The 10436-nt window shown below is 70.7% G+C and carries 15 protein-coding genes and 1 pseudogene; 7 read left to right on the forward strand and 9 right to left on the reverse strand.

The genetic code is table 11. The features are described from left to right. The 6 genes and pseudogenes from AB7U92_RS13765 to AB7U92_RS13790 all read left to right on the forward strand — a co-directional run. Positions 1-725 (forward strand): annotated as a pseudogene (locus AB7U92_RS13765) (ABC transporter permease); the annotation flags it as partial. Continuing rightward, entirely contained in the window at positions 725-1363 is a 639-nt protein-coding gene (locus AB7U92_RS13770) for an ATP-binding cassette domain-containing protein (protein ID WP_428577691.1), read from the forward strand. The pseudogene AB7U92_RS13765 and the gene AB7U92_RS13770, both read left to right, overlap by 1 nt. Further along, entirely contained in the window at positions 1360-3510 is a 2151-nt protein-coding gene (locus AB7U92_RS13775; protein WP_428577694.1) for an FAD-dependent oxidoreductase, read from the forward strand. The genes AB7U92_RS13770 and AB7U92_RS13775 overlap by 4 nt, the downstream gene beginning before the upstream one ends. Continuing rightward, positions 3507-4217 carry a DUF3047 domain-containing protein gene (locus AB7U92_RS13780; protein WP_428577697.1) on the forward strand — a complete coding sequence of 237 codons (711 nt, stop codon included), beginning with the start codon at positions 3507-3509 and terminating at the stop codon, positions 4215-4217. The genes AB7U92_RS13775 and AB7U92_RS13780 overlap by 4 nt, the downstream gene beginning before the upstream one ends. Beyond that, positions 4214-5311 carry an FAD-dependent oxidoreductase gene (locus AB7U92_RS13785; protein ID WP_428577700.1) on the forward strand — a complete coding sequence of 366 codons (1098 nt, stop codon included), beginning with the start codon at positions 4214-4216 and terminating at the stop codon, positions 5309-5311. Before AB7U92_RS13780 ends, AB7U92_RS13785 begins: the two co-directional genes overlap by 4 nt. A gap of 44 nt (positions 5312-5355) precedes the next feature. Beyond that, positions 5356-5955, forward strand: coding sequence for an ATP-dependent Clp protease proteolytic subunit (locus tag AB7U92_RS13790; protein ID WP_428577703.1), 600 nt, complete (start codon positions 5356-5358; stop codon positions 5953-5955). A gap of 16 nt (positions 5956-5971) precedes the next feature. Here the strand turns inward: AB7U92_RS13790 and AB7U92_RS13795 are convergent, their stop codons facing one another. The 5 genes from AB7U92_RS13795 to AB7U92_RS13815 are packed head-to-tail and all read right to left on the reverse strand — an operon-like array spanning position 5972 to position 8068. Continuing rightward, positions 5972-6277, reverse strand: a complete 306-nt coding sequence (locus AB7U92_RS13795) for a DUF1330 domain-containing protein (protein WP_428577706.1) — start codon at positions 6275-6277, stop codon at positions 5972-5974. A 22-nt stretch (positions 6278-6299) separates the two neighbouring features. Then, positions 6300-6668: a hypothetical protein gene (locus AB7U92_RS13800; RefSeq protein WP_428577709.1), complete on the reverse strand. Its 369-nt coding sequence runs from the start codon at positions 6666-6668 to the stop codon at positions 6300-6302. A 20-nt stretch (positions 6669-6688) separates the two neighbouring features. After that, complete coding sequence (locus AB7U92_RS13805) at positions 6689-7108, reverse strand: hypothetical protein (protein WP_428577712.1); 420 nt, start codon at positions 7106-7108, stop codon at positions 6689-6691. Further along, a complete protein-coding gene (locus AB7U92_RS13810; protein WP_428577714.1) occupies positions 7105-7656 on the reverse strand; it encodes a GNAT family N-acetyltransferase in 552 nt (183 codons plus the stop codon). The genes AB7U92_RS13805 and AB7U92_RS13810 overlap by 4 nt, the downstream gene beginning before the upstream one ends. Before the next feature lie 40 nt (positions 7657-7696). Beyond that, the gene (locus tag AB7U92_RS13815; RefSeq protein WP_428577717.1) at positions 7697-8068 is read right to left on the reverse strand and encodes a VOC family protein; all 372 of its coding nucleotides are present in this window, start codon (positions 8066-8068) and stop codon (positions 7697-7699) included. 142 nt (positions 8069-8210) lie between these two features. On the opposite strand from AB7U92_RS13815, the gene AB7U92_RS13820 reads away from it, so the two are divergent. Then, complete coding sequence (locus AB7U92_RS13820; RefSeq protein ID WP_428577720.1) at positions 8211-8393, forward strand: hypothetical protein; 183 nt, start codon at positions 8211-8213, stop codon at positions 8391-8393. A gap of 153 nt (positions 8394-8546) precedes the next feature. On the opposite strand, the gene AB7U92_RS13825 is transcribed toward AB7U92_RS13820, so the two are convergent. From AB7U92_RS13825 to AB7U92_RS13840, 4 genes are all read right to left on the reverse strand, one after another. After that, entirely contained in the window at positions 8547-9149 is a 603-nt protein-coding gene (locus tag AB7U92_RS13825) for a hypothetical protein (RefSeq protein WP_428577723.1), read from the reverse strand. A gap of 192 nt (positions 9150-9341) precedes the next feature. Then, on the reverse strand, positions 9342-9743 hold the full coding sequence (locus AB7U92_RS13830) for a YybH family protein (RefSeq protein ID WP_428577725.1): 402 nt from the start codon (positions 9741-9743) through the stop codon (positions 9342-9344). Beyond that, positions 9740-9991 (reverse strand): hypothetical protein, encoded by a 252-nt coding sequence (locus tag AB7U92_RS13835; protein ID WP_428577728.1) that lies wholly within the window; start codon positions 9989-9991, stop codon positions 9740-9742. The genes AB7U92_RS13830 and AB7U92_RS13835 overlap by 4 nt, the downstream gene beginning before the upstream one ends. Before the next feature lie 135 nt (positions 9992-10126). After that, positions 10127-10436 (reverse strand): DM13 domain-containing protein (locus tag AB7U92_RS13840; RefSeq protein WP_428577730.1); only part of this gene is annotated, 310 nt, incomplete at its 5' end.

The raw sequence follows: 10436 nt of genomic DNA on the forward strand, positions 1-10436 counted from the left end.
TGGCTCTCGCGCTGCTGGCCTTCGTCTCGGTGGCCGGCGTGTGGCGCTTTCCGGCGCTGTGGCCGCAGGTGGTGTCGTTCGATGCCTGGGCCAGCGTGGTGGCCAGCCTGCCCGTGCTCGTCCACACCGCCGGCCTCGGGCTGGCCTCGGCGGCCAGCGGCGTGCTGCTCGCCGTGGCCTGGATGGAGACCACCCCGGCGCGGTGGGACGACCGGGCCGCGCCGCTGGTGTTCGCGACCATGCTCGTGCCTGGCGTGCTGCTGGTGGCCGGGCTCTACCAGCTGATGCTGCTGCTGCGCCTGGACGGTTCGCTGACGGGCCTGTGGCTGGCGCACAGCCTGTTCACCGCGCCCTATGCACTGGTGGCGCTGGCGCCGGCCTACCGCGGCTTCGATGCGCGCTACGAGCAGACGGTGCGGGCGCTGGGCCGCTCGCGTGCCGCCTTCCTGCTGCGCATCAAGTGGCCCATGTTGCTGGCACCGCTGGCATCGGCCTTCGCGGTGGGCTTCTCGGTCAGCGTGGCGCAGTACCTGAGCACGCAGTTCGTCGGTGCCGGACGCTACGCCACCGTCACCACCGAGGCGCTGACCCTGGCCTCCGGCGGCCAGCGCACGCTGCTGGCCGCCTATGCGCTGCTGCAGGCGCTGCTGCCGGCCCTGATCTTCGGCGCGGCCTGGTGGCTCGGCCGGCGGCAGGCGCGCCGGCTCGGCCTGGAGACGCATTGATGCTGGAGCTCGTCGGCATCCGCATCGCAACGCTGCAGCGCACCCTGATCGACGGCCTGTCGGCCACCGTCGGCCCGGGAGAGGTGCTGGTGGTGATGGGCGAGAGCGGCTCGGGCAAGTCCTCGTTGCTGGCCTTCCTGTGCGGCGCGCTGCCGGCGGGCCTGGCGGCGAGCGGCTCGGTGCGCATCGACGGCCGCGAGGTGGCTCACCTGCCCACGGCGCAGCGCCGCATCGGCCTCCTGTTCCAGGACGACCTGCTGTTCCCGCACCTCAGCGTGCTGGAGAACCTGCTGTTCGCGCTGCCGGCCGGCCGCGACGCCGAGCGGCGCTCGGTCGCCGAGGCCGCCCTGGTCGGCGCCGACCTCGCCGGCTACGGGCCGCGGCTGCCGCACACGCTGTCGGGCGGGCAGCGCTCGCGCGTGTCGGTGCTGCGTGCGCTGCTGGCGCAGCCGCGCGCGCTGCTGCTCGACGAACCCTTCTCGCGCCTGGACATGGCGCTGCGCCAGCGCTTCCGCGCCTTCGTGTTCGAGCGGCTGCGCGCCCAGGGCGTGCCGGCCGTGCTGGTGACCCACGATGCCCACGACGTGCCGCCGGGCGCACGCGTGATCCGTCTCGACGACGAGGAGGCCGCCCCATGAACCGCCGCCAGGTGATCGTGCTGCTGGTGCTGATCGCGGCGGTGGCCGCCTTCTTCGCCTTCGACCTCGGCCGCTTCCTCAGCCTCGAGGCGCTCAAGCAGCGCCAGGCCGAACTCGCCGCGCTGTACGACGCGCGGCCGCTGTGGGTGATCGGCGTCTACTTCGCGATCTACGTGGCGGCCACGGCGCTGTCCCTGCCCGGCGCGGTGATCCTCACGCTGGCCGGCGGGGCGATCTTCGGCCTCGCGGTGGGCACGCTGGTGGTGTCCTTCGCCTCCAGCGTCGGCGCCACGCTGGCGTTCCTGGCCGCACGCTACCTGCTGCGCGACGGCGTGCGCGAGCGCTTCGGCGCGCGGCTGGCCGATGTCGACCGCGGCATCGCGCGCGAGGGCGGCTTCTACCTGTTCACGCTGCGCCTGGTGCCGCTGTTCCCGTTCTTCGTGATCAACCTGCTGATGGGCCTGACCACCATGCGGGCCTGGACCTTCTACTGGGTCAGCCAGCTCGGCATGCTGGCCGGCACGCTGGTCTACGTGAATGCCGGCACGCAGCTGGCGCGCATCGAGTCTCTCAAGGGCATCCTCTCGCCGGGGCTGCTCGGCGCCTTCGTGCTGCTCGGCCTGTTCCCGCTGGTGGCCAAGAAGATCGTCGATGCGCTGAAGGCACGGCAGGTCTATGCGCGCTGGGCCGGCGTGAAGCCGAAGCACTTCGATCGCAACCTCGTCGTCATCGGCGCCGGCGCTGCCGGGCTGGTGACGAGCTACATCGCCGCGGTGGTCAAGGCCCGCGTCACGCTGGTGGAACGGCACAAGATGGGCGGCGACTGCCTGAACTACGGCTGCGTGCCGAGCAAGGCGCTGATCCGCACTGCCACGCTGATGCAGCAGGTTCGCCAGGCGCAGAAGTACGGCATCTCCCGCGCCGAGGCGACGCTCGATTTCGCTCAGGTGATGGAGCGCGTCGCGCAGGTCGTCAAGGACATCGAGCCGCACGATTCGGTGGAGCGCTACAGCGGCCTGGGCGTGGAGGTGCTGCAGGGCGAGGCGAGGATCGTCGATCCGTGGCGCGTGCAGGTCACGCTGGCCGACGGCACGATGCAGACCCTGGCCACCCGCAGCATCGTGATCGCCACCGGCGCCGAGCCGGCGGTGCCGCCGCTGCCCGGCCTGGCAGACGTCGGTTACCTGACCAGCGACACGCTGTGGGGCCTTCGCGAGCTGCCGGCGCGGCTGGTGGTGCTGGGCGGCGGGCCGATCGGCTGCGAGCTGGCCCAGGCCTTCGCGCGGCTGGGCTCCCAGGTGACGCAGGTGGAAATGGCACCGCGGCTGATGGTGCGCGAGGACGCGGAGGTCTCGGAACTGGTGGCCCAATCGCTGCAGCGCGACGGCGTGACCGTGCTCACCGGCCACCAGGCGCTGCGCTGCGAGATCGTCGATGGCGAGCGCTTCCTCGTCGTCGCCAGGGAAGGTACGGAACACCGCATCGGCTTCGACAAGCTGCTGTGCGCGGTGGGCCGCAAGGCGCGCCTGTCGGGCTTCGGGCTGGAGGAACTCGGCATCCCCACCGGACGCACGATCGAGACCAACGACTACCTCGAGACGATCTACCCGAATATCCTCGCCGCCGGCGACGTGGCCGGTCCGTTCCAGTTCACCCACGTCGGCGCGCACCAGGCCTGGTACGCCGCCGTCAACGCGCTGTTCGGTACCTTCCGCAAGTTCAAGGCCGACTACTCGGTGATCCCCTGGGCGACCTTCGTCGACCCGGAGGTGGCGCGCGTCGGCCTGAGCGAGCAGGAGGCGAAGGAGAAGGGCATCGCGGTGGAGGTCACGCGCTACGGCATCGACGACCTCGACCGCGCCATCGCCGACAGCGCCGCGCACGGCTTCGTGAAGGTGCTCACCGTGCCGGGCAAGGACCGCATCCTCGGCGTGACCATCGTCGGCGCGCATGCCGCCGAACTGCTGGCCGAGTACGTGCTGGCGATGCGGCACGGCCTGGGGCTGAACAAGATCCTCGGCACCATCCACACCTACCCGACGATGAGCGAGGCCAACAAGTACGCGGCCGGCGAGTGGAAGCGCGCCCATGCGCCGGCCGGGCTGCTGGAGTGGGTGGGGCGCTACCATGCGTGGCGCCGCCGATGAGATCCCCTGCCCTGTTCCTGCTGACCTTTGCGCTGCTGCCCGCCGCGGTCTCCGCCCAACTGCTCGCCCCGCTGGCCGGGGCTGGCGGCGGCATCCAGTCCGCCTGGCGCGAGGCGAAGCTGCCGCAGCAGAAGTTCCCGGCCACGCGCTACGCGATCGAGACCGTGGACGGCCGCCCTGCGCTGCGCATGGACGCCGAAGGTTCCTATGGCAACCTGGTGCACGAGCTGCGTACCGAGGCGCAGGGGCTGACGCTGGCCTGGCGCTGGCGCGTCGACCGCTTCGCCGAAGGTGCCGACCTGCGCAACAAGCAGGGCGATGACAACGCGGCCAAGGTCTGCGTGTTCTTCGACCTGCCGCTGGCGCGCGTGCCCTTCCTCGAGCGGCAACTGCTGCGCCTGGCGCGCAGCAAGAGCGGCGAGGACCTGCCCGCCGCGACCGTCTGCTACGTGTGGGACCGGCAGATCGCCGCCGGCAGCGCCGTGCCCAACCCCTACAGCCGGCGCATGCGCTACCTGGTGCTGCGCTCGGCCGAGACCGGCCGCTGGCACGAGGAGCGGCGTGATGTCGCAGCCGACTTCCTGAAGCTGTTCGGCGACGAGGCCGACGCCGCGCCGGCGGTGATCGGTGCGGCCGTGGGGGCCGATGCCGACAACACCGGCGGCCGCAGCCTCGCCTTCGTGGCCGACCTGGTGCTGTCGCGATGAAGCGGCTGCTGCTGCTCGGCGGCGGTCACGCCCACCTGCAGGTGCTGCGCGCCTTCGCCGCCGAGGCGCTGCCCGGCGCCGAGGTCACCCTGGTCACGCCCTGGCCGAGGCTGACCTACTCCGGCATGGTGCCCGGCTTCGTGGCCGGCCACTACACGCTGGAGCAATGCAGCGTGCCGCTCGCGCCGATGGCCGAGCGGGCCGGCGTGCGCCTGCTGCAGGCCGCGGCCACCGCGATCGATACCGGCTCGCGCACCGTGACGCTGGGCGACGGCCGCACGCTGCCCTACGACGTGCTCAGCCTGGACACCGGCGCCACCATCGACCGCGAGGCCATTGCCGGCGCCCGCGAGCACGGCCTGTTCGTGCGGCCGATCGAGGCCTTCGCGGCGCTGTGGGAACGCATGCGCGAACTGGCCGAGAGCCGTGCGCTGTGCGTGGTGGTGGTCGGCGGTGGTGCGGCGGGCGTGGAGCTCGCGCTGGCCATCCACCATCGCCTGGGCGACCGCTCGCGCGTCAGCCTCGTCACCGGCGGCGGGCCGCCCGTACCCAGCCATCCGCCGGCCGTGCAGCAGCGCGTGATCCGCGCTCTCAAGCGCCGCAACGTGACGATCCTGGAAGACGTCTGCGCCGAGGTCACCGCCGAGCACGTGCTGCTCGGCCGCGGCACGCGCGTGGCCTGCGAGGCCGCGGTGATCGCGCTGCCGGCCTTCGCGCCGCCGTGGCTGCGCGACACCGGCCTGGCGCTGGACGAGCGCGGCTTCGTGGCCACCGGTGCGACGCTGCAGAGCACCTCGCACCCCGAGGTGTTTGCCGCCGGCGATACCGCGACCCTGCTCGAGGCGCCGCGGCCCAGGAGCGGCGTCTACGCGCTGCGTGCCGGCGCGCCGCTGGCGCTGAACCTGCGGCGCTTCATCGCCGGCGGGCAGATCGAGCCCTGGAAGCCGCAGCCGCGCGCGCTGAACCTGCTGGCCTGCGGGGACCGGTACGCCATCGCCAGCTGGGGAGCGCTGTCGGCCGAGGGGCGCTGGGTCTGGCGCTGGAAGGACCGGATCGACCGCCGCTTTATCAACGACCACGGCGGCCAGGCCTGAGCGGCTGCGCGAGAATCCACCATCCGACCTCACAAGGAGCACCCATGAACGACCACCGCCTCGCCGACGACGACAAGAAGCCCGCCGACGCAGCCGCCACCGGCCGCCTGGAGGAGCAGTTGGCCTTCAAGTCGCGCTACGTGCTGGTGTTCGGCGAGATCGACGACAAGATGGCCCTGGCCACCTGCCGCCGGCTGCTCGCGCTGTCGGAGGAATCCGACGCGCCGATCACCATGCTGATCTCGTCGCCGGGTGGCCACGTCGAGTCGGGCGACGCCATCCACGACATGATCAGCTTCGTGCGCGCCCCGGTCACCACCGTGGGCAGCGGCTGGGTGGCCAGTGCCGGCGCGCACATCTTCCTCGCGCCGCCGAAGGAGCGCCGGCTGTGCCTGCCCAACACGCGCTTCATGATCCACCAGCCCGCCGGCGGCGCCGGCGGCCAGGCCACCGACATCGCCATCCAGGCCAAGGAGATCCTGCGCACGCGCGAGCGCATCGCGCGGGTGATCGCCCGCCAGACCGGCCGGCCCTACGAGACTGTGGTGTCCGACATGGAGCGTGACTTCTGGATGAGCGCGCCCGAGGCGATCGAGTACGGCATCGTCTCGCGCATCGTCGAGCGCCAGAGCGAGATCGGCTGACGCCGGGCGCAGCCTCTCAGGCCGGCTGCGGCCCGTCGTAGCCCTCGACGATGATCACGTCGCCGGTGGAGATCGGCGCGCGGATCGCCAGCGCCCGCTGGTACTCCGGCGAGTTCCAGCAATCCAGCGCCGTCTGGTAGCTGGGGAACTCGATCACCACGTTGCGGCTTCGCGAGCCGCCCTCCGGGTTCTCGAAGCGGCCGCCGCGCACCAGGAAGCGCGCGCCGTACTTCGCGAAGGCCACCGCGTTGGCGGCGACGTAGTCCTTGTAGCGCTCGGCGTCGGCGACGTCGACCCGCGCCACCCAGTAGCCCTTGGGCATCGTGTTCTCCTCGTGCGGAAGTTCAGAGATCGCGCGGCGGGACCGCCAGCGTGTCCTGGAAGCCCGTGGCCTGCGTCGGGAACCATTGCCCGTAGCGCTCCGGTTCGATGCCGATCACATGGACCTCGATGGCATCGTCGCCGAGTTCGGGCGAGTAGTCGACGATCTGCACACTGCCTTCGCCGGCCAGCTCGTGGCCGTCGGGGGCCAGCACGCGCAACGCCACCTCCGGCCCGGTGCCGCTTGCGCCGGCCAGCACGGCCGGCTGCACGCGCGCGTAGGCTGGCGCCGGCACGAAGCGGCCGGCGGCCACGCCGATCGGCGCGTCGCGGTGCTCCAGCCAGGAGTGGCCGATGCAGATGGTTCCGGCGAAGATGTCGAACTGCGGCATGGCGGGGAGTCCCGATGCGATCACGGGCAAGGTACGGCGCGATTGTCGCGCCGGAACAAGGTGAACTCCGCGCCGGTGTCGATATCGCGGTAGCGATGCGTCTGCGCGTCGATGGCCACGATGTCGGTGCAGTAGCGCTGGCCGGGCCGCAGCCAGAAGTTCTCGCTGGCGGCGTCGACCGTGTAGCACATGCGCCGGCCGCTCACCTCGACCCGGCCTTCACCGCGGAACGGGCGCGGGTCGTCGTCGGTGCGGCCGCAGGCGCGGAAGCGACCATCCGCGCTGAACTCGTCCCATGCCCAGCAGCTTCGCCCGCCGTCGTTCGAGTTGCACCACAGGCCGTGCAGCGCCCGGTGCAGGGCATCGCCCCGTGGGCCCGGCGGCGGCACTGCGGTGCAGCCTGCCAGCACGAGTGCCGCGGCCAGCATCGCACGCCTCATGGCCTTGCCTCCTCGCGCAGCAGGCCGTAGATCAGCGAGTCGCAGACTTCACCCTTGGTCACCCAGCGCTGGCGCAGCAGGCCCTCGCGTGCGAAGCCCAAGCGTTCGAGCAGGCGCACCGAGGCGCCGTTGAGCGGGTTGACGTCGGCCTCGAGGCGACGCAAGCCCAGCGTGCCGAAGGCATGGGCAACGAAGCCGCTCAAGGCCTCGAACATCAGCCCCTGGCCCCAGTGCACGCGGCCGAGCACGTAGCCGAGCTCGGCGCGGGCGCTGGCTTCGTCGTGGCGAAACAGCAGGCAACTGCCAATGACGCGCTGGAGCTCGAGGTGCTCGATCACGTACTGCGCCGTGCCGCCGGCCGCTTGCAGTGCAGCCATGCGCTCGAACCAGGCCTCTCCGTCGGCGAGCGACCGCCACGTCGCATACGGCAGGTAGCGCGTCACCGCATCGTCGCCGTTGACGACCAGCAGGTCGGGCAGGTCACCGCGTTCGACGCGGCGGATAGCCAGGCGCCGCATGCGCAAGCGCGCGTGGTCTTGCAGTGGCATGGGCATCGATCTGTCGGACGAACCGCAACCCGGCGCCGGCTCAGGCCGGCCCCCGGTGCACGATCTGGAACTGATTGCCGTCCGGATCGCGGAAGGTGGCCAGGGTGCCACCCCAGAACTGCCGTTCGGGTACCCCGGTGAACTCCACGCCACGGCGCGTCAGGTCCTGGTGCGCCACGTGCACGCTGGGCACCAGGAAGGACAGCCCGGTGAAGCGGCCGACCAGTGCCTGATCCTCGGCGGGCGCGTCGGCGGGAACAGCCTCGACCACGAGTTCGCAGTTGCCGGCATTGAAGACGCAGTAGCCCTGCGCCAGCCCCTCGGCGTGCATGCTCAGCCCGAGTGTCTCGGCGTAGAAGTGCCGTGCACGGCCGATGTCGCGGACGAAGACGCGGGCGGTGTTCAGGTTCACGGCAGTACCACGGTGATATGGGCGGAACCTCTGGGGGCTTCCGGGCCGGCATCGTAGCCGGCCGTCGGTCTGTCAGCCAGGGGGCTTTCGCGCCGGTCGCCCGCCTACAATCGCGCCCCTCAGCATCAGCAAGGCAACCGGCTTGAACACAGGTTCGTACGACAAGGAGAAGGCGGCCCAGCGCGCCGTACCGACGACGCCGGCGGGCGCGATGCCGCCGCCGGCACAGGCCTCGCGGCGCGAGATCCGCACGGTACTCGTCTCCGCCCACGGATGGCCGACCGAGGCGGCTGCCTCGCCGAAGCGCCGCAATAACAAGCGCTGAGCCCGGCGGACGGCGCAGCTCGCAGCGCCGCGTAAGTCGCGCTCAGCCGTCGCCAGCTGGTCACGCTGGCGATGCCCGGCACGAGCCAGAGTGCGGCCACCCCCCGGCCAGCACGGCGAGCGCGAGTGCATCCGGCACCGACCGCCTGCCTTGCTAGCGCAGCGGCACCAGGGCGCCGGCCGCGGTGAGATCGGCGAGCACCTGATCCGCAAAGGTGCCGGTGTAGAAGTTGTCGAAGCTCTCCTGTGTTCGCGCATAGCGGTAGCTGCGCTGGAACTCGCCGATCGCGACGACCGTGATGCCGGCATCGGTGGCGGCGGCGTCCTGCTTCGGCTGGGCACGGAAGAGCGCGACGTCGAAGCGGAAGTACTTGCCCGACGTGTCTTCGGCGACCACGTGCGAAACCTGCAGCACCCTGTTGCAGCGACGCAGCGCCGCCTGCTCGAACACCAGGTCTTCGGCCTGGCGCGTGCGTTCGACGGGCACCAGCAGGGCCAAGGCCTTGTACTTCTGGTGCACGAGCCGCTGATGAAGCTCGGTGGTGACGGCCGCGTTGATCTTGCTCCACAGGGCCGTGACCTGCTTGTCGGAGAAGCGGCTGCCGATGTCTCCCCCTGCGACGATGGCACAGCCGGTCGCAGCCAGCAGGTAGGCGGGGATGCTCTTGTCAGCCGCGGGCGGGGGGGCGGTCGAGCAAGCCGCAAGGCAGGAGGCTGTGCACAGGGCCCACAGCGGGCGGATGAGGGGTGGGGTCATGACGGTCATGGGAGTTGGGTGTGTCGGGAAGGCCGAATCCCGGCCTCCACCTGTGCCGGATGCCCGACGCTACGGGCCGCTCGGAGTCTCGCCCGTACACGGCTGGAACGCCGAGACGGCAGGGGAGGATGGATCGGCCACGCAGCATCCGGTCAGCAGCGCGGCGCCACGGTCGCACGCCCTCGTTCGGGGCTACTGGCACACGCGGTAGCCGTTGTCGAAGACGACGAGCCAGCCGCCCTGCGGCTGGCGCTGCCAGGTTGTGTAGAAGCGGGAACTGCTTTCCCCGGATGACAAGGTCACCGGCCCTTCCGTGTACCCGAGCGTCCCGCCGGCCGCGATCTCGACGATTTCCGGTTTCCACGAGAAGGGCGCCTCGGGACCGGAGAAGAAGCGTTCCCAGTACTGCACGATGACGGCTCTTCCGCGCAGCGGCTGGCCGCCATTGATGAAGACGGCATCCTCGGCAATGAAGCCCGCGAAGGCGTTCAGGTCCCGCGAGGCCATGGTGGCTGCAAAGGCGAGTTCCGACTGCCGGACTTGCTCCAGCGGCTCGGGGCCTGGGCCGCTGCACCGATCTGCCGGCCGGCTCACCCGAAGACCGTGTCGCTCGCCGCGTGACCGCTGCTGAGCAGCAGGCGCAACGTGGGGGTCATTCCGTCGTGTTCCCAGACGCGCGCCTGAACGATGAACTGGCGCCCGCCAATGCGAAGGGCATCGCCGGAAACAGGAACCTCCGTGTGTCCTTCGAAGAACTGTGGTACCGACACCGACGAAACGCGAAGCCAGGTCTGGTCTTCCGGAGAGAAGGCGAGAACGATCGGAAGGCTATGCTGTGCCATGTCGGCGACTCCATTGCGGGAAGCTCAATGCGTGCAGCTTACCGCGAGCGCTTCGCGGTGTCTGCGTCAGGGCTGAGTCGCGAGGTGAAGTGCAACACCCTTGGGGTCGTCGCTGCGACGAACACGCTGCAAGGGCTACCTGTACTGGGCCGCGGTGATGAACTGACCGAAGGCTTCACACCAGATGATCACCGTGTTGTACTGGGCGATGTCTACGGACTCCGGCACGGCCACCAGGAAGTTCTTGAAGGTCTTGACATCTCCAACCCGGACCATGCTTGCCTTCAGCCGCATGAACTCGGCCTCGGTTTCCACGAACTCAGGCGACAGGTAGAGCTTGTAGTCGGGCCCTGGTGCGAGTTCGCCGACCAAGCCTATGGAGCGCGCTCCGACTGACACCACTCCCTCTCCCCAGTGGAGGGCATCGCTGTCCTCGAGGTCGCGC

Origin of the sequence: Piscinibacter sp. (genome assembly GCF_050175855.1) — a bacterium.
Lineage (GTDB): Bacteria > Pseudomonadota > Gammaproteobacteria > Burkholderiales > Burkholderiaceae_C > Piscinibacter.

Excerpts from the sequence above, each read along its gene's own strand:
- AB7U92_RS13835 (WP_428577728.1), bottom strand. The coding sequence starts at position 9,991 with ATGGCACAGCATAGCCTTCCGATCGTTCTCGCCTTCTCTCCGGAAGAC.
- AB7U92_RS13790 (WP_428577703.1), top strand. The coding sequence starts at position 5,356 with ATGAACGACCACCGCCTCGCCGACGACGACAAGAAGCCCGCCGACGCA.
- AB7U92_RS13800 (WP_428577709.1), bottom strand. The coding sequence starts at position 6,668 with ATGCCGCAGTTCGACATCTTCGCCGGAACCATCTGCATCGGCCACTCC.
- AB7U92_RS13780 (WP_428577697.1), top strand. The coding sequence starts at position 3,507 with ATGAGATCCCCTGCCCTGTTCCTGCTGACCTTTGCGCTGCTGCCCGCC.
- AB7U92_RS13825 (WP_428577723.1), bottom strand. The coding sequence starts at position 9,149 with ATGACCCCACCCCTCATCCGCCCGCTGTGGGCCCTGTGCACAGCCTCC.
- AB7U92_RS13775 (WP_428577694.1), top strand. The coding sequence starts at position 1,360 with ATGAACCGCCGCCAGGTGATCGTGCTGCTGGTGCTGATCGCGGCGGTG.
- AB7U92_RS13805 (WP_428577712.1), bottom strand. The coding sequence starts at position 7,108 with ATGAGGCGTGCGATGCTGGCCGCGGCACTCGTGCTGGCAGGCTGCACC.
- AB7U92_RS13795 (WP_428577706.1), bottom strand. The coding sequence starts at position 6,277 with ATGCCCAAGGGCTACTGGGTGGCGCGGGTCGACGTCGCCGACGCCGAG.
- AB7U92_RS13785 (WP_428577700.1), top strand. The coding sequence starts at position 4,214 with ATGAAGCGGCTGCTGCTGCTCGGCGGCGGTCACGCCCACCTGCAGGTG.
- AB7U92_RS13770 (WP_428577691.1), top strand. The coding sequence starts at position 725 with ATGCTGGAGCTCGTCGGCATCCGCATCGCAACGCTGCAGCGCACCCTG.
- AB7U92_RS13810 (WP_428577714.1), bottom strand. The coding sequence starts at position 7,656 with ATGCCACTGCAAGACCACGCGCGCTTGCGCATGCGGCGCCTGGCTATC.